Annotated in this window: 17 protein-coding genes; 2 read left to right on the forward strand and 15 right to left on the reverse strand. The window is 45.7% G+C overall.

From position 1 onward, the window contains the following. Window positions 1-28 precede the first annotated feature (28 nt). From PAHA3_RS16110 to PAHA3_RS16150, 9 genes are all read right to left on the reverse strand, one after another. Window positions 29-718: a hypothetical protein gene (locus tag PAHA3_RS16110; protein WP_062835602.1), complete on the reverse strand. Its 690-nt coding sequence runs from the start codon at window positions 716-718 to the stop codon at window positions 29-31. Between the two features lie 7 nt (window positions 719-725). Next, a complete protein-coding gene (locus PAHA3_RS16115) occupies window positions 726-2018 on the reverse strand; it encodes a hypothetical protein (RefSeq protein ID WP_062836135.1) in 1293 nt (430 codons plus the stop codon). Next, window positions 2018-3862, reverse strand: coding sequence for a SpoIIE family protein phosphatase (locus tag PAHA3_RS16120; RefSeq protein ID WP_062835603.1), 1845 nt, complete (start codon window positions 3860-3862; stop codon window positions 2018-2020). The genes PAHA3_RS16115 and PAHA3_RS16120 overlap by 1 nt, the downstream gene beginning before the upstream one ends. A 40-nt stretch (window positions 3863-3902) precedes the next feature. Continuing rightward, on the reverse strand, window positions 3903-4784 hold the full coding sequence (locus tag PAHA3_RS16125) for a PP2C family protein-serine/threonine phosphatase (protein ID WP_235599450.1): 882 nt from the start codon (window positions 4782-4784) through the stop codon (window positions 3903-3905). After that, window positions 4769-5302: an FHA domain-containing protein gene (locus tag PAHA3_RS16130; protein ID WP_062835604.1), complete on the reverse strand. Its 534-nt coding sequence runs from the start codon at window positions 5300-5302 to the stop codon at window positions 4769-4771. Before PAHA3_RS16130 ends, PAHA3_RS16125 begins: the two co-directional genes overlap by 16 nt. Window positions 5303-5345: 43 nt before the next feature. Then, entirely contained in the window at window positions 5346-5870 is a 525-nt protein-coding gene (locus PAHA3_RS16135; protein WP_235599451.1) for an FHA domain-containing protein, read from the reverse strand. Window positions 5871-5939: 69 nt separating this feature from the next. Further along, entirely contained in the window at window positions 5940-6362 is a 423-nt protein-coding gene (locus PAHA3_RS16140; RefSeq protein ID WP_062835606.1) for a J domain-containing protein, read from the reverse strand. Between the two features lie 126 nt (window positions 6363-6488). After that, a complete protein-coding gene (locus PAHA3_RS16145) occupies window positions 6489-6914 on the reverse strand; it encodes a hypothetical protein (RefSeq protein ID WP_056695746.1) in 426 nt (141 codons plus the stop codon). 183 nt (window positions 6915-7097) lie between these two features. Then, window positions 7098-9266 carry a hypothetical protein gene (locus PAHA3_RS16150; RefSeq protein ID WP_062835607.1) on the reverse strand — a complete coding sequence of 723 codons (2169 nt, stop codon included), beginning with the start codon at window positions 9264-9266 and terminating at the stop codon, window positions 7098-7100. A 648-nt stretch (window positions 9267-9914) separates the two neighbouring features. Here PAHA3_RS16150 and PAHA3_RS16155 point away from each other — a divergent pair. Beyond that, window positions 9915-11897, forward strand: a complete 1983-nt coding sequence (locus tag PAHA3_RS16155) for a vWA domain-containing protein (RefSeq protein ID WP_062836137.1) — start codon at window positions 9915-9917, stop codon at window positions 11895-11897. Between the two features lie 180 nt (window positions 11898-12077). Here PAHA3_RS16155 and PAHA3_RS16160 read toward each other — a convergent pair whose 3' ends face one another. From PAHA3_RS16160 to PAHA3_RS16175, 4 genes are all read right to left on the reverse strand, one after another. Next, the gene (locus PAHA3_RS16160; RefSeq protein ID WP_082762823.1) at window positions 12078-13067 is read right to left on the reverse strand and encodes a serine/threonine protein kinase; all 990 of its coding nucleotides are present in this window, start codon (window positions 13065-13067) and stop codon (window positions 12078-12080) included. Between the two features lie 299 nt (window positions 13068-13366). Further along, on the reverse strand, window positions 13367-14236 hold the full coding sequence (locus tag PAHA3_RS16165) for an alpha/beta fold hydrolase (RefSeq protein ID WP_062835608.1): 870 nt from the start codon (window positions 14234-14236) through the stop codon (window positions 13367-13369). 210 nt (window positions 14237-14446) lie between these two features. After that, a complete protein-coding gene (gene rnhA, locus PAHA3_RS16170) occupies window positions 14447-15100 on the reverse strand; it encodes a ribonuclease H (RefSeq protein ID WP_062835609.1) in 654 nt (217 codons plus the stop codon). Window positions 15101-15197: 97 nt separating this feature from the next. After that, entirely contained in the window at window positions 15198-15713 is a 516-nt protein-coding gene (locus PAHA3_RS16175) for a HEAT repeat domain-containing protein (protein ID WP_062835610.1), read from the reverse strand. 207 nt (window positions 15714-15920) lie between these two features. On the opposite strand from PAHA3_RS16175, the gene PAHA3_RS16180 reads away from it, so the two are divergent. After that, entirely contained in the window at window positions 15921-16553 is a 633-nt protein-coding gene (locus PAHA3_RS16180; RefSeq protein ID WP_062835611.1) for a DUF421 domain-containing protein, read from the forward strand. Window positions 16554-16696: 143 nt separating this feature from the next. On the opposite strand, the gene PAHA3_RS16185 is transcribed toward PAHA3_RS16180, so the two are convergent. Both PAHA3_RS16185 and PAHA3_RS16190 read right to left on the reverse strand, forming a co-directional pair. Next, complete coding sequence (locus PAHA3_RS16185) at window positions 16697-17464, reverse strand: ABC transporter ATP-binding protein (RefSeq protein ID WP_062835612.1); 768 nt, start codon at window positions 17462-17464, stop codon at window positions 16697-16699. Between the two features lie 2 nt (window positions 17465-17466). Beyond that, entirely contained in the window at window positions 17467-18576 is a 1110-nt protein-coding gene (locus PAHA3_RS16190; protein WP_062835613.1) for a FecCD family ABC transporter permease, read from the reverse strand. Window positions 18577-18691: the final 115 nt, after the last annotated feature.

The following is an 18691-nucleotide window of genomic DNA, read 5'->3' on the forward strand; positions in this document are numbered from 1 at the left end:
ACTTCCTCCTTACAACTGCTGGTGCTGCTTAATATAGGGCAATCCCGTCCTGTATCATCGTATAGTCCACATCCAGAATGCCAAAATGATGCCCCCAGTATATTTCTGTGTCGAAACGTACCGGCAGAAAGAGCTCAAGAATCAGTTCCAGCTTCTCCTTCGCTTCTGTACGTTCTACCTGACCAATATACAAAAGCAATTCATCCTTTTCCTCACAATTGGCATATAGGGTTGAACGCGGGAACATTCGAACAAGGGTATCCCTCAGCAGATGAACCGCCTCTCCCGTATCATACAAACGGAGCATATTGCAGGCGATCACTTCCTGCTCCTCTTGCCCGAACAGCTCCAGTCGCCGCCGAACCCGATCCCCGTATACACCCGAATGCATATCCTTCAGAATGAAGCGAATATAATACTCCCTCTTGTTCATACCCTGCATCAAATCCATATCTGCCAGAAAATGAATAACCAGATCAAAGAGTGCTTCCCGCAACTCCAGCTGCTCTTCATTATTGATATTGAAGAGGTCCCGGAAAATATCAAAGAAGCGATAATACGGATTGACTTCAACCGTGCCTTCCACGCCTGAAGCATTCAGGTTTGTCTGACTAAGTTCCATATAAGGCGAATATACACGTGCTGGCACAAAGGTTACGTCGCGCAGATCGGTTCCATTACGTTTGGCTCGTATAATCAGGTCCCAGATGTAATTCATGCTGTACTCACACCCATTCCCCTTCGCAGCAGTATTCGGGGAAAGCCAGCTGGATTTCGGATACCAGAAAGCTCAGCAGATCATCCAGAAAAATAGCCTGTCCCGGCTGCTTCCCGTGTGTGCTGAACCTTAAAATCATTCGATGTTTATCTGTCTCAACACGGACATGGTCGCTAACAAATGCATTAAGTGGGTACGTGACTCCCAAAGCGGGTCCTGGCGCCACCACTTGTACATCTTCCAGTTCCAAACCCTCTGCTGCCTGAAAAGCGTGAACCATGCGGGCAATCTCCCCTTTGGACCGCACAGAACGCCCTTCCTGACGCGCATATTTACCAGCAAACCCTTCCCGTTTGTTGTTGGAAAACAGCGGATAGTCCATTCTGCCAATGCGGGTTGCGACAGGACCAGCTATTTTCAGCACCGTCCATGAATCAGATTTTTCCAGCGGAGATACGATCGTGATATCTTCTTCCGATCTTTTGATATACCGAATATGCGATTCGTCTCCATCGACCAGATATCCGTGTTCCGTTCCGGTTTTACGGAGTGGCAACACATGTTCATAATTGATTCGGTCCGAAGCCGGAACAGGGAATCCACCCGTTTTCATATCAAGCTTCTGGATGTTCCACAGCGGAATCATATTGGTTCTTTTATAAGACTCAAATTCCTCCAGATGGAGGGAAAGTTCCTTGACCGTATGTTGTTTGTCCCATGCCTCTCCGTCATCCGAACCCACTAGAACACAATCCACGAATTTAAAAATATAAGGTGCATTAATCGATTTCCATGGTAGGCTATTTTTACGAAAGACCCGGTACAATTCATCCACTTTGGAGATATACGCTGTACTTGATTTCAACCGAACCGTTATGGCATGTCTGCCTTCACTCGTTACAATCTCCCCGCGAAATGTCCGATTACTTTTCAGCAGAGATTGGAGTTCCTGTTGCCCGCATTCCATGTAGAATGTGAACAATTTCATCTCTTCCTGACGCGCCAGTGCCTCTGAGGCCTCACTCAAATAGACGGTCTGTGGTTCAGCATCCTCAGGAATGATCGGGTACAGAAATTCATGAATGGGGTCCAGATCTTCCCGCGCGCATAATGTAACATATACATCATGACGTTCCTCCTGCGGCAACACCTCATCAAAAACACGTTGCTCAATTTGCTTATTCAGCGTCTCCTGATACTCCACAAGATTAAGAAAAACGCCTGTCATGAGATCTTTGAGCATGCGGCGTTGTTCGAGATCCTCCATCTTGTTAAGACGGTCACGAATCATGTCTTTCATCATGAATCTCCTCCTTCCGATAACTCCTGTTCATTCACGTCAGCCTCCGTGGTGTCGGTGCTTCCATCAGCCTTGGAGGCAGAATTACTGCTGGCATTACTTGTCGTTTTTCCAGCAGAAGCATCTGAGCCAGAAGTATGCACACTGCCACTTCCAGCTGAGGTGACATTACCAGTGGAAGAACCATTCCCCACTGTATTGCCTGCGCTCATACTTCCCGTACTCCCGGTCATATCCGAGGTCATACCCAATGTATTTGCTGTATCTAATCCTGCCGTATCCTGCGTAAGATCAGCCGCCGGTACAGGTGGGTTCAATTTCTCATCCAGCTTGTTAATTTTTCGCTCCATGGCCAGCACGCGTTCCAACATATCGATCTCCTGATAAATTTCCTGTGCCGAAGCATAGGCATCCATGGCTCCACTATAGTCTCCTGCTTCATTGAAGCGGTCACCCTTCTGTTCCAGCGTATCTGCTTGAAGCTGCCGGGATTGCCGCTTGATATCTGCACGTTTGGTCTCGGCCGTCTCCAGTTGCGTAGCAATTTCCTTCAGCGCATCCTTGTAAGCTGTCTCCGTCGCGGCTGTTCTGGCCCTTTTATACAAAATGATCGCTCCACTGTAATCTCCGTTCTGGAGTTTCAGATCGCCTTCGGTGATCCAGTCTTGCACTTGCTGGAAGGTGGTCATCTGCTCCAGGCGCTCCTGAATAACTTCCCGGTTGAACATGCTATAGGATTCAGACAATTCCAAAGCTTTGGTGTAACTCGCGGTTGCTTTGGTAATGTCGCCTTCTTTCAGGTGAGCTTCCCCATCAACCAGCGTCTGAGCAGCAGCCATCTTCGCAGTCAACAGCTTTTTATGTATCGGGTCCTTGATTTTGATGGAATTATTGCGCGCCAAGCTGTAGTCTGAGACTGCCTTGGCATACTCTTGTTCCTTGACGTACTGGTCTGCGGTCTGTTCATATTGCAGCATATCTACGGCCAATTCAGCTTTTTTGGCTGCACTTTTCACCGCGTAGAATATACCGGCTCCACCAAAAATCAGGAGCATAACCAGCATGATGGCAATCCGCTTAATCCATTTCTTACGGTTCTTGGGCTCTTCATGAAAAATCTTGTTCACATATATGGCTGCCGCACTATAATTCTCGATACGTGCACGCTGCTTGCTAAGCATCACTTCTTCAAGCGTATCCGCCAGCGTCTGCGGGTCATTGGCACCTTCAACCGCATCGATCATCTCGGCATCCTGAACCCCTTCCCATAATCCAGGGGTGCAAAGCACAAGCACATCGCCATCGGCCAGCTTGATCTTATCCGATACATACGGCTTGATCATGCCAGGTTTGCCCGCATATTCATTCAGATTACCGCGTTCATCATGCTGATCCACACGATCCTCTGCAATCTGGCCTTCGGCTGCCAGCTCAGCAGCAACGCTGTGATCCTTGCTTTTTAATGCAAGTCGATTTCCACGAAAATGATACAACCGGCTGTGTCCGGCAGATGCCCACACCATACGTGTATAGTCTGTCACAACAATGACGAATCCCGCTTTGAGCCTGACTCGGCGACTTTCATATTGAAGCCATTCATGTGCAATCTTGATATACTCTGTTAGTCTGCGTTTGGACATGGTTGGCTTTTCCAAAAAGGATTCCAGAATGGTCTGCACTGTGATCTGTGCGCTATTCACTTCCGTATCCGTATCCAGGCCATCTGCAATGACATAACAGGCCCAATCTTCCAGCTCAACGCAGCCGTAGAAATCCCGATTTTTCAGGAAAGATCCCGCTTCCGAGACAAAAGCCGTCTTGAATTCACTGTTCTCCTTCCTCATCCGTCTCCCCATTTCCCTTCCCTGTGCGTTGCCTGATCCGTTACCATCCTTGCTCCAAAATGATAATCGTGGCATTATCCTGATGCACGAGCTGTTTTTCTTCAATCAAATCAATGATGGTCTGGGCTGCATCAAATGGCGACATGTCTTTCGCCAGTATAGTTTCCAGTTCCATCTCAGTAAGAGAGTTGTATACCCCGTCACTGCATAACACAATCTTGTCCGCCGGTTGCAGTGCAAACGGCTCGTCCGCGATTTCCATTTGTTTAAAATGGTCGTACCCCAAATAGTTGACCAGCCTTTTGCGCTGCGGATTATCCAACGCCTCCTGCTCCGATATCTCTCCAGACATATACTGTTCTTCGAGTTGAGTTTCCAGCGTATGTTTATGATTGATAGCAAGTAGCTCACCTTTGCGAAACACGGCCAAAATGCTGTCCCCTACTGCGCCCCAATACAGCTCCCTGCCCTTGATCATGGCTGATACCAACGTTGTTCCTCCAGGAACGCCAAGTAAATTGCGAAGAATCGCCTGGTTTGCCGCATGGGAAGAAGCATCCCAAAACTCCTCCGGATCAGGAAACCGCTCCAACTCTTCAAACTCACGGATAAATGTCTCTACAGCAGTTGTACTGGCTACTTTCCCACCAGATAAGCCGCTAATTCCATCGGCAAGTACCGCAAGTACACCATATGGCTCCACGGCACAGGCAAAATAATCATCCTGCTCACTGCGAGCACCAATGGTCTGTCCATTCCCGATCTGTACACCCACTGGCCCATCATCACGTTGCCTTACCGGAACTCGGCTTCGGACGAATAATAACAACCAAATCGACAAACAGCCTGCTGCCAGAACCCAATAAGGCGTTAGCTCCTTGTCGTTCCACAAGATCATGAAGGTATTCACTGTTGCTCCCATTCAAAATGCACACCACATAATGGGATGAAAATGAATTTACTCCGTCCCAATTGAATGACGTCGTACGCAGCCAGTTCCACCGGAGAATAGACCGCTTCATTGTTGTGATAAGCAAGGCCAGAAGCATCGCCGGGCAGCAGATAGAAATTCCGTTTTTTGGGATCATATACAATCACCGCATGATTACGCCTTGAAATCGTGTTATCCCCAAGGATTCGAACATGCATCTCTTCCGAACGTCCAATAAAGTTCTTTTCAGCCATAATCCGATAATCCTGGCCCATCTGCGGACCTTCGATACACACCATCCATCCCGTTACCGGTTCAATTCCTGTCGTTTCTCCCAGGTATGGCATCGTTCTGTCATCCTCTGCTGTGCGAGGCGCGCGTGGGACTGCTCCCGCTGCTTCACTATTGCCGGAGGCGGGTGACTCGACGGCCAGATTGCAATATGGACACGTGTTTCCGTGCCGTCTCGTACTGAACATATGTCCGTTTCCACATCTTGTCAGACTCATTTCTTTTCATTCCCCCGTAAGCTTGTATAATGGTACGCCAACGTTATTTCACCAAAATTCGGGTATTGGCAATATAAATTAAGTCCCCTGCCTCAATCAGGCTGGGTTCTTCGATTTCCAATTTGGATGATCTGCTTTGATTTCCCTTACGAACACCTACGCCGTTAGCCGAGTCAATATCCTCGATAAACCATTGGCCCGAGGCTTTGTTCAGCACAGCATGTTGCGGACTGATGAGGGAGGCATATGGAGTATCGGACAGATCAATGTCCGCCTCACTGTTCTTCGAACTTTTTCCGATCAATACACTCGTCTCACCCTGAATGTACCATTCCTTCACACTTGTACCGTCGTCGTCCAACAGCACGAGTTTCACAACACGTGAAGACAACTTCTTCTTTTCCCCCTTGGTGGCAGGTATGTATTTAAAAAATAGGTATGCTCCCCCGGAGAGGACTACAATAATTCCAGTTATCCATTGGGCACTCATGTCCCGGTTAATGATGAATATGTAATACAGCACGGCTAACGAAATCATGGCGACGCATGCGTCAAGCCCTATCGTCATTACCGACCTTCCTCGTCTCACTTCCATAACCTCCGCCTGAACCGGCACGATCCATTACAGGCCACCGGCTTACTTTTTTCGAACTCCGAAATATCGGTCAAACATGGCGGACATATCCATTCCTTTATTGGGATCGGCTTTGCCACTGTTTGAGCTTTCCTTGCCTTTGGGGCTATAGCCAAAAAATTGTTCAAACTGTTCCTGCATTCGTGATGGATCAGACCATACCTTCTCGGTATTCGTACTGGATGTTGCTCCTTTTGCCGCTCCTGGTTTCCCTGTAGATCGAGGTTGTTGATTGTATGCTGCCCGTAACTCGGGATTTCCGAGTGTGCTGTAGGCCTCATGTACTTGTTTGAAACGCACCTCTGCCTGCGGATCCCCCCCATTAACATCCGGGTGAAATTTCTTCGCCAATTGACGATAAGCCTTCTTGATCTGCTCCGGAGAAGCTTCACGTTCCACACCAAGCACGGCATAATAATCTTTCATGGTATTCGTTCCTGCCTCCCTGCCGTATTCGGGCGTAAATAAAGATTAAGGGGCACAAGGGCCCCTTAACATGACAGCGTTATTCTGGGCCAGTCATAACTGACCCGGAACATTAGTTGCCCCCTTTTATACCGGGAAGCCGCCTTCGATTTTAGTGAATTCAGTTTTGTCTTTTTTCTGTTTGATGAACAGGCTGAATTCACCCACGCCTTCGGTATCTCCGAAACGCTCTGTGTAATCCACAACGAACGCATTAGGCATGTAAATTTTGCGTACCACTTGATCCGCTGCAACCACTTCCAGAGTTACTTTACGGTAGCAATCTGCTTTTTCAGCTGGAACGAGGGACCACAGAGCAAGTTTCATCGTGTCATCTGCATTGTCACCGTCTGTTGCTGTAATAATTTTGCCACTGATGCGAAGTGTTGCACCTACATCTGTGGATCTAGCGTTGGAATCATCTGGCGTATCTGTGTCATACACTACTGTGCGGATATTATCCATTCCCAATTCGATTGTTTCTGCGCCTTCTACTTTCAATACAAAACCCATTAATAAAAACCTCCTTAAGATTAGAAAACAATGTGCCCGGCATGCTCTCCATCTGGGAGAGGTGCCGGAATATATGTATAAGGTCAGCCAATAAAGGCTGCCTCTAACACCAAAATAAATGTCTATAATTCGTTGTTTGAAGAATTATATTCAGAATCCAAAACTTGTGACTACTCCAGCCTCTTACACTTTCATCGCACTGGTGCCTTTGGTAATCATGACCTCCAGGTTCTTCACGTTGCCGTTGAATACCAGGTCAATGTGGCACATATTGCTCTTCTCATCGATGATAAAGCTCATGTCGTCACCTTCCTGAATGATCGAATTGATCGACCCTCGGGTTCCCAGCCACCGGCTCTTCTGACTGCTCGGATTGTTGCTGAAGAATTTGACGATATTTTCATGCTTGAAATCACCCGTCTGGAAACGGAGCAAGCGCTCAATGTAAGTACTTACGAGTGTTTTATACAAGGAATCAAAGCCATCTTCGGACATCGCCATGCTTCTCGCTTTGTATACCGTGATTCGCTTGATGTCGCTATCCTGGATTTGGGCATTTTCCGATGAGAAAATAAATCCAAAGTTTTTCCGGTTAATCGAATCCTTGATGGTGTTCGTGAATCCGGAGATTTCTTTGGTCATCGTAGTCACTACACGCAGACTGTTATCGCCTGCTTCAATATCAAAACGCACACCTGGATAATCCCGGTTCACGGTTTTGAATGCACCTCGTAGATACTCAGGGCACTGATATGCAGCCACAATTCCGGCAGATACATAAGACGCACCCACATAAACACCTTCAATCCACAGCTTCAGAATGTCTTCTTTCTCCTTGGAAAGCTCCACACCATTCTCCGTCTGGAGCATACGACTGTCGATCACGACACCCGATTTCTCTTTCGGAATGATGGTGAAATTCGGAGCACTTGGAATGGCGAATTCGCTGTAGTCCTTGCGAGTTAATACCGCGCATTTATCAATATATTTATCGATGCCTGCGGTAGCCATGCTGCTGAATGTAGTCTCTTCTCCAGATTCAAAGCTGAAGAATACTTGTACTTTGTAGTCTTTAACGACTTGCAGAAGCATCGACAAGGATTCCATACTGTTTCCGTCTTGTTTAACCACTTTCTCATTACCACGGAAACGGGCACGACTGACTTGAACTTGTCCCGTATTCTCCAGTTCAACGGAAGGAACAATTCCGAACCAAATGGTGTCGGTAAAATCATTCTTCGCATTGACTGTGTTGAGATAGGTCTCCAGCCGCGGAATGTTACTGCTCTTAACAAGCATATCCAGCTTGGCATTGGCAATCAGCATGGAAGGCAGCATGCCTTTGTTTTTGGTCGCATATTGATCAAAGAACATTTTGACACCCAAAATTTTCTCTACCAGCGGTTTTACGGTTTTCACAAAGTCATCCTTGGCGTTCTTGTAAAATTCCAGGTATGTATTGTAATTCTGTACTTCAACTGCCGTATCCACATCCGTCTGAACCGCGGGCAGTGGGCAGAATGTACGAACGACCAGATCCTGTACATACGGTGAAGGTGCCTCAGAGAGTGAATCATAATCTTCGGCAAACACCTGAGTCAAATCTGTGCTTGTCGATTCATCCAGGAGCATCAACTCGTTGTTATCACTCTTTGGAGCTTCGATAATTTTCAATTCTCCGCTCTCACCAATCGTGAGTTGTCCTACCTGAATCGCTTCGGAAGAAGTTTCTTCTTGAGCACGGCCCAGCAACAAGCGGGTTTTGATATCTTCGATAGCCAGTGGCAGCATCGCCATAACATTGTTATAGTTCCGGCTGGCATCTTCAAACATGACATTAAGTTTATCCCCGATATCCAACTTCTTCGGGTCCCCGTCATCCAGCTTCTCATGCTGGCCGTACATGTAATGAATTTCTTTCCGTACCTGCCGAATGTCATCCATAACCTTTTTCGGTGAGATCATATCGAGCAAATTTTCAAACTTGAAATCTACATTCGTAATCCCCTGACTACGTTTGGTATCGATCAGGGTAAAGAGCATTCTCAGGAAGTCATTGCTATGATCAATTTTGATCTCAGAGATTGCTTCATCCGGAATCCCTTCCGGCTTTTTGAGCGTATACATGACTTTCTGATTCACTGCATTGAAAAAGGAATACACACTGGGAGAAAACTTGTCCAAAAACTCATCGAAGTTTCGTACAAGCAAGTGTTCGTTGATCTCCTTGATCTTGTCATCATTCAAACTGTCGATCCCTTTTACGTCACCGACAATCGTAATCAAATCCATTTTCTCCGGATTGATCTCTTCGAAAAGCATCGTTCGGTTCGTTTGATTAATAATATCCATTCAGGCAACATCCCCCAAATGATGGTTCATTCGGGCGAATGCTTCCCCCCCTCCATCAATTTTTGACACTCCGCACACTCTATCAGCCTTTAGTCATGATCTAAGAGAATCATTCTCTCAGGCGATCACAAGTCCAATAGAACGAGCTGTCAACATACGACTGGAACTTATGTACCAGATTATGCCGTTTGCTTTGGAGATTTATGGAATTCATCTTAATCATCAGCGATATGTTTTGTCAATATTCCCCTATATAGGCCTAAAAGCTCATTTATGTGACTTCGATATACCTATAGAACTAATTTCCCATTTTCGCTTCACTTCCCTGCGGATCATGCCGATGATAAAGAATATCCTATAATCTGGATGATGTTCAATGATTTAAAACTAGTGGAGTTTTCCCCCTAATCAAGAGGAAAGCACCTTAACGTATGCGGTGTTGCAATATTCTTCTCTTATCAAAACTACGCATAACGGAGTTTTATCGTGTAGAAACAAAATTTTTCAACAAAAATTAGTTTGATATCAAAAAAACATTTGCAGTACCCAAAACAGAAAGGAGATTCAAAGCATCATATGATATTAATAAAATTCAAAAAAACAATTTTCACTCTCTTGTTGGTCAGCTTTTTAATTCCAGCATGGGACATGGGGAGCATATACGCTGAATCATCTGTCAAGACCCAGACGTATGAAGGCCTAGATGCCATGTTTGTCCTGGATGTTAGCTACTCTATGAATGAGACCGACAAAGATCGCATTGCCGAAGAAGTTATACATATGTTTATGGATATGAGTAGTGGACCTAAGACCCGATTAGGGTTTGTAGCTTATAATGATAAGATCACTTCATCCGTACCACTGATGGATATTTCATCCTCTGGTGCTCGCAATAATCTTCGTAGCCGTGTGGATGGCTTAAAACGTTCCGGATATACAGATCTCGGACTTGGCTTACGCCGAGGGTCTAGCCTGCTCGAACAATCGCAGACGGACAAACGTAAACCATTTATGATTTTGCTCTCTGACGGAGAAACGGATTTGCGAGGATCGACGAGCAGAACACCTGCTGACTCCTCCAAAGATGTGGAGAAAGTTATTGAGATGGCACAACAAGCTGGTTATCCCATCTATACTGTGGGACTAAACCGCGACGGTACCGTTAACCCGGCAGAACTGGAGCGTATCGCCAAAGAAACAGGCGGGTCTTCCTTTATCACCGGAAGTGCGGACGATCTGCCTGAAATCTTCAATCGTATTTTTGCAGATCAGATTCAATCTGTTCTTGTATCTGTAGCGGCTGTGACTGCAACCGGAGCAATGCAGGAAGTAACCGTGGATATTCCTAACTCCAGCATGGCGGATGCCAACATTATCATGCTCTCTGATCATGCTGTCTCGGAAGCTCAGCTCTATTATCAGTCGAGCAATGTCAGCTTCATTCGGTCTGATAAATATGCTCTGATGAAGATCATTCGTCCGGTCAAAGGACAGTTCAAACTGAAATTCAAAGGCCGTAGCGGTGATCTGGTGAAGATTAACCTATTAGGGAACTACAACGTCTCTGCGGTCGCAAATATGGCAACGGAGCAGCCAGTCAAGGGGAAGAGCATCACATTTGAGGCATCACTCTACGATCAGGCTGTGGACCCTAAACCCATTAAGGACTTGGATGTGTACAAGGGACTGGAAGCGGAACTCATTGTAACTCCATCTGATGGGAAAACAGAACGTATCCCTTTAACCAATACAGGTAGCGGATTTACGGGTAAATACACTTTTCCCAAGTCGGATCTGTACACATGGGGACTGCGGATCGATGGTCCAGACTTTTATCGGGAAATTACTCCGGTTGAAGTAGACATTACGAATCAAGCACCCGTAGCCACCGGTGAATCCATGGTGTTATCCAAAGACGACAGCAATACAGATATCGACCTGAACAACTACTTTAGGGATGCCAATAATGATCCATTAACGTATGTCCTTGCAGACGGTGGAAGTGAGCGCAAACTCGGGGATGCCGTCATTGAAGGCAACCTGTTGCGATGGTCTTCTCTTCACACTGGAAGTTCAACGATCAAGGTGACAGCAACGGATTCTGAGGGAGCAAGTATAACTACAGACATTTCGTTGCAAATTCATTCTTTACGTGAAAAGGTACTGCTCTATACAGGATTGGGCCTGCTGCTTGCTGGTGCTATTTTCGCACTGTACTGGTTCGTATTGAAGCCAAAACCCATATTCCGCGGAAGACTGGAAGGATACTTTCTAGCTACAGCGAACGGCGAGGATATACCAGTGACCAATTGGCCTCTCACTTCATTGGAACGCCGAAAAGTAAGTCTCAGTGAACTGTTTGATCGCATGGACATCGGGGTCAAAGTACCGGAAGCGGGACGAATCTGGCTGGAAGCGGGTAAGAAAGAAACGTTATTGGTACGGCACGATACGAATTGTACGGTTGTCCGAGGCCGAACGTCAGTGAAGCGCCGACACACGGAAGCCATGGAGTACAATGAAAAGTTGTATATTACGTTTGAGGATGGTGTTACGGAGATCGAAATTCGTTACAAAGCCATCAAACCAAGTACCAATATCTATGTAGGACAAAAGAGAGATCCACAGTAAACTACGTCTTAACGAAGTGGAAATGAAGCACGCTGATGCGAGTTCTCTCTAAAAATATAAAAGAAAACAAGCCAGTTCATCCCTTCAAGGGGACGAACTGGCTTGTTTATGTTGTTCATACATATAAATGCTATGCTCTCATTTAAGTGCATCCACTTTATGAACTCAGGTCACGCCTGCTTACGCCGTCTCATGTTGCTTTTTCGGCTCCACTTCATAGACTTGCGTATGTTCATTTTCAGCCAAAGACCATTCCACCGTTCCAGGTTTACGCACTTTCCACACCCAGGCTTGAACTCGAAGCGAGCTTCTGACCCAAGCCAGAGAAGCACAGCGTTTCTCAGAACGCACCGACAGCCCCCAATGAATAACACGTGCAAGCCAAGGATTCACATATTCATTATGTGAACGAACAGATGGCAGTTCATCCTGGAACAACCGTTGCTTCACGTCCATAGGCGGCTGCCCGCATGTCCAATAATGGAGCAGAGCCGCAAGGCTATAGATGTCCGACATAGGTCCTTGACTGGATTTTTCCGAATAAAACTCCAGCGGAGAATAGCCTGCCGATGTAAATATCGCCTGTTTCTCTCCAGATTGCATAGGCCAACGGGTCGCTGAGCCGAAGTCCAGAAGTTTGGGCGTACCGTCCTCCATCACCATAATGTTGGAAGGTTTCACATCCCGGTGAAGAATGCCTTGCTTATGTATATAATCCAATGTATCCACCAGTGGGAGCAGTGTCTCCGTTATGAATGCAGCATCGAGCGCATGATTGTGTTCATTCAGATACTCGGTCAACGTAATCCCTGTGCAGTATTCCATAACCAGATACCCCGTATCATTCGCTTCAAAATGATCCAAATACGAAACAATATGAGCATGATCCAATGTCGATAACAGTTGGCCTTCGAGCAGAAATGCTGCTAGCAACTCCTGATATTGCCCACTATATCCGCGCGATGAGCAGAAGACTCCCCGCTTGTCTGCCTGACGTTCAGCCAGTCGCAGTGGGAAGAATTCCTTAATGGCTACCTTGGCACCTGTATTACGATCTCGCCCTGCATATACAATAGCCAACTCGCTGCTGGCCAATACCTGTCTTACCTGATATGTATCATTTATAATCACATTGCGTTGCAATGCCATTTTGCAATTATCTTTTCTCATAACAGACCTCTTTTCAACCTTGTCGATCGGAAGACTTTCCGCGTAAATGCATCATTTGGTCCAGCCAGTAAGCAATTCATCGCCAACCATCTATATAAACCAAATGATGCAATTTGAAACACCCCTACGCGAAATATTTAAATATTAATGATATCAAGCTTTCTACGATCTACTACTAATCCCTATTCATACTATTATATAGAAGAAACGGGTTCTCTTATATAGAGTATCGACATTTGGGATGAATTACTTTATTAAACTGGAAAAATACATTTCTCCATTCAACTATTACAGCTTTTTTAATAATTCTTTTGTAAAAACTGCCCGATTTCCTCGTTCATTTGAACCAATACATCTTGTGAAGGAAAATGTCCTGTATCATACTTGATGGCTTGAACATTCGGAATAATTCTTTGAGCCCGTTCAATACACTTATCCGCTGGGAAAAATACATCCTTCTCCCCCACCAATAACAGGGTTGGAGACGTATAGTTCACCAGTTCTTCTTGCTCCGTGAGCTTGGGCAGATCCTGATCTATACTGACGTATTTAAAAAGTTTGCCGATAATGTTTTTGTCCATTTCTTTCATGCAGTTGCACGACATGGTGTCCGTAATTTTTTGCAAAGAAGATGGTGAAGACGTCATGCGGTACTTGACGAGCGGTAGCGTGATATCCTGAGCTGTTTTGATTTTGGAATTGACAGCAAGACCCGCAGGAGCAACCAATACGGAGCACGAAATGCGTTCCGGAATATAGGTGGCCAATCTGAGGATAATGCCTCCTCCAAACGATGGACCGATAAATGCACTCTTTTCGATATCATAGTGTTCCAGCAGATCCGACACCCATAATGCCAAACTATCAAACCGTGTCGAGATGCTGGCTTCCTCACTATAGCCGGGATGACCAATCGTATCAGGAGCAATAATCCGGTATTCTTTAAATAAGGAAGAGAACCATGACAACGTCATCGGATTCACACAATTACCGCCCTGAAGAATAAATAACGGCTTGCCATCTTGAGGACCTGTTAATAACACATGCGTCTTCCCAAAACGTGTCTCCACATACTCCCGTGTAAATCCCTCACCTAACTCATTCAAATAAATCTCATACTCTTCAAGAATGCTACTCTTGCCTTCTTCACTTCTGTAAATGGAACTCATGTCTGCCTCCTGCAAAATATACTCAAATAACCCATTCTAGTGAATGGACTTGCTAATCAATGGACCAAAAAGATAAAGAGGGCCTGCAGATGACAGGCTCCTCCATATGTTTAACTAATCATATTCAGATGATTATAGAGCGGAAACTGGAAATTGTAAATAACGATTCTAATAGACCAGAAATAAAGGGCTCATCTAAAAAAAATATACTTATTTTCGGCCGTAATCCGCCTTGATTTCGCCCCACTGCTTGGTCTGCCATTTTAGCACTTTATTGCTGTACGTATTGGTCTGGAGCCACTGCTCCGCACGGTCAATCATCAGCCAGATCTCTTCCGTGGAGTTGTCCCGCGCTAACGTCGTGGCTACTTTTTTCTGCTTCAGCCATTTCATGGCATTGACCGAGTCGGTATACACCGTTTTGGTACTACCTTCTTTCTTCAGATGTGCTAGAGCATGTACAATGGCCAAAAATTCGCCCAGATTGTTCGTGCCTTTGGAGATCGGTCCGACGGAGAAAATAATCTCACCTGTGCGGGTGTCTACCCCTTTGTACTCTACTGGTCCGGGGTTCCCGCGTGTCCCCACATCAACAGAGATGCTGTCATAATCCACTTCCTCCGACGTTTCCATGCCTGCACTTCTTCCGCTACTGGCTGACTTCGTCTTCGATGCTCCGCCTGCGCTTGAGCCCCAGTTCCCTTTCCATCCGGCGCGATACGCTTCTTCTGCAGCCGCTTTGGATTCATACGATTTATATTTTGCTCCGGTAAAATGATCCGTTTGCGCTTTGCAATCCGCCCATGTGTTATATACGCCTGGCTTCTTACCTTCCCAGACAACATAGTATTTCTGTTTCGCCACTGTGACCCGCTCCTTCATTTGCTACATTCAATACCTTATTGTAAACGATTGGGAGGTCGGAATGAAAGCAGTGGTTTGTTCTTTTAAAGAAAGAAGGTTATGAAAACTCTCCTATGTTTGGAGGATCACCCCATGTCCTCAACATCTCTAAAGCTACTTCCAAAAGCTTGCTTTGATTGTTTTGCATTTGTAACTCAATGATGTGTTGATACCTAAGTATTTGTGAATCCGATAGCCTATCCATCGCTTGCTCCAATAACATGAATGACTGTGCACTCACTTCCAGACTGGAATCCCCGATAAATGGGATGATGTTCTCTATATGTAGTATGTAATCCAGGTGTTCAAGAGCGTATAACAATGTGCCTCTGCTGCCCAAAGACTTGGGGTCTGTTATGACTTCCAATAATGGCTCGACTGCTCGATTATCTCCAATATCAGATAAAGCGATGGCAATTTCATTTCGTAATACATTGTTTTCTGTAGATTTTAAAATTTCAATCAGAAAGGTTAATTGAGATGTATCCCTTTTCTCACCAATACATGCTACTTGTTGGATAGCACCTTCCATATCTCCTTTAGAAAGCATTTCTTGTATTATGTTCGTATACATCGTACGTAATATCACTCCTCTTTTGTTATAAGAAAGGACTACTTAAATAACATCGGTAATTTCCTTATTTTAGGATGTAGGATAATAGTCCCTTTATTATGGGACTATTTCACTTACTCCCCTTTCTTCCTTTCAATTGCATAATTCCTCCAACTCCAGAACAGCCTAATCACAGAGAATATGTGGATCTAGAAAGGAACAACACCAATGGACTGGATATGGAAATCCGTTTTACTTGTACTCATCGGCATGATTCTGCTGCGGATTGCAGGACGCAAGTCAATCTCGCAGATGAGTGTCGCCACAACAGTCATCATGATCTCCATCGGAACAACGATTGTACAGCCCATCGCGAATCATGAGCTTGGCAAAGCGATTGGATCGGCATCAGTATTCATTCTGACATTGCTTGTGGTGGAACAATTGCAATTGAAATTTAATGTTTTTGAACGTCTGATGAGTGGTAATTCCAAAATGGTGGTAGAGGACGGGGAAGTCATTATTCCGAATCTGAAACGTATGCGATATACGATGGATCAACTTGAAATGCATATGCGACAGAACGGAATTACAAGTGTAGACGATCTGGAGACGGCAACCGTAGAGCCCAATGGTCAACTTGGTTACGTGCTGAAACGACATGCTCGTCCCGTGACGATTGGAGATCTGGAAGAGATACTACGAAACTATACGATTACAGGTAACAGTCCAGCAACGGGAGATCAGCCGCAACAACACAACAGCAGCAAATCTTCAACGCCTAGCGATAACTCCACAGATATTTTCCAAGAAGTCAGCAAAGGTGCTCATGCTCAGCCCGTCGACCCGAAGCTTCAATAGATGCTATCTAACCTCTCCAAAAAAACAATAGACCGGCCCTGCGAGCACGCAACAACATCGCTCCAACAGGTACGGTCTATTTTCACTTCAATTGATTATTTACAAGATTACTCCACGTCATCCAACCCAAGATATAGTCGTAATCAACGTGTGCTTAGGTAAGCAATACCCAAGCCACCCGTAACCGGGTTCTCATAGATTTCACAGTCTACATCGAATACCTCACCAATCATCTCGCGAGTCAGAATATCAGCCGGTTTGCCATGGACCACAATCTGCCCCTTTTTCACCACATAGAGATAATCGCAATATTCTGCTGCTAGTTCGAGATCATGGAGCGCTGCCAATATGCCAATGCCGAGTCCACGGACAATATTTAGAATTTGTAGCTGGTATTTGATGTCCAGATGGTTCGTCGGCTCGTCCAGGATCAGGAATTCAGGTTGCTGTGCCAGCACACGTGCCAAGACCACACGCTGTTTCTCTCCACCGGACAGAGACACGTAATTGCGGTCTGCATGTCCAGTCAGATGTACTTTTTCCAGAGCCTGCTCCACGATTTCGTGATCCCGTTCATTGTCCGTCTCCAGCATTTTTTTGTGTGGGGTACGGCCCATCATGACCATCTCGCGCACCGTAAAATCAAAACTCAACTCATTAAACTGGCCAACAACGCCCATATGCCTGGAAACAAGCTTTGGGCTGGATTTGAGGATATCTGTATGATCCAGAAAAACCTTGCCTTGCTGCGGTTTGATCACTTTATAGATGCTCTTGAGCAGCGTTGACTTGCCACAACCATTCGGTCCGATGAGTCCGACGAACTGCTTGCCGTTCACTTGTAATGAAATGTCCTTGATGATGTCCGTGTTCAGCACAGAGATGGATACATTTTCTACGTTCAGTTTCATGTTTAATTTCCTCCAAAACCGTAGCCTTTTTTGACCAGCATATACATAAACATCGGCGCACCAATCATCGCCGTAATAATACCGATCGGCAACTCCACACTGGATATGAGGGATCGTGCGATCACGTCCGTCCAGATGAGGAAAATGGCTCCAAACAGTACGGATACAGGCATCACTTTACGATGGTCAGAACCCACCATACCTCTCACAATATGCGGAATGATCAGTCCGACAAAACCAATCATGCCACAGCTTGCCACCATCACGCCTGTCACCAAAGCCGTTAACAACATGTAAAGTCTGCGATATACACTCAGATTAATGCCTAGCGTAACCGCTGCTTCATCCCCCAATAACATCGTATTGAGAACTCTGGACTGCAACAGGAAAAACAGAATCGCTACCAGCACAACGATACCGACCAGCGGAAGCTTGTTCCATCCAGAAGCCGCCAGGCTGCCCATGGTCCAGAACGTCACTGTTTTGATGCCTTCGGCATTGTTGGCAAAATAAATAATAAAATTGGAGAAGGCGCTGCACAACGCGTTAATCACCATTCCGGCAAGCACCAGCTTGACTGACGTCATTTTACCTCGAATTCCCGCGAGGGTTAGCACCAGCAGAGAAGCCCCCATCGCTCCGGCAAATGCCCAGAAAGCCACCCCCGTCTGACCCAGCCAGCCAATCGCACCGAATCCAATAAGAATCGCAAAAGTTGCTCCAAGTGAAGCGCCTGAGGATATACCCAGTATGTAAGGATCAGCTAGCGGATTCTGTACAGCAGCCTGCATAACAGCACCGCACAAGGCCAAACCTGCACCGATAAACATCGCCATCAGCACACGTGGAAAACGAATCTGCCAAATGATATCTGTAAAGGAGCCCGCTTCAATAGGTGTTGCCCCCCACTGAAATCCCGTTAGTTTGTATAAAAGAATACGATATGACTCCGCCAGCGGAATACGAACCTGTCCAATGGAAACCGCAATCCCTACAGAAATAAGCGTAATAATGATTAACACTGCAATCAGTAAAGCAAACCCGGATTTACTATGAATCAAAGACTCTCTTTTTCCCTTGCGCTGTGTCTGAACCTGAACCGTCTGTGCCATCTCTTCCCCCATCAATTCGCGTAAAATGTAGAACAAATTAAAATTAGCTATTTACAAAGTATTTTCTCGGATTATAATTGAGAATGATTATCTTTGTCAATTTAAAACATATAGA

Source organism: Paenibacillus amylolyticus, from assembly GCF_001570725.1.
Classification (GTDB): Bacteria; Bacillota; Bacilli; order Paenibacillales; family Paenibacillaceae; genus Paenibacillus; species Paenibacillus amylolyticus_A.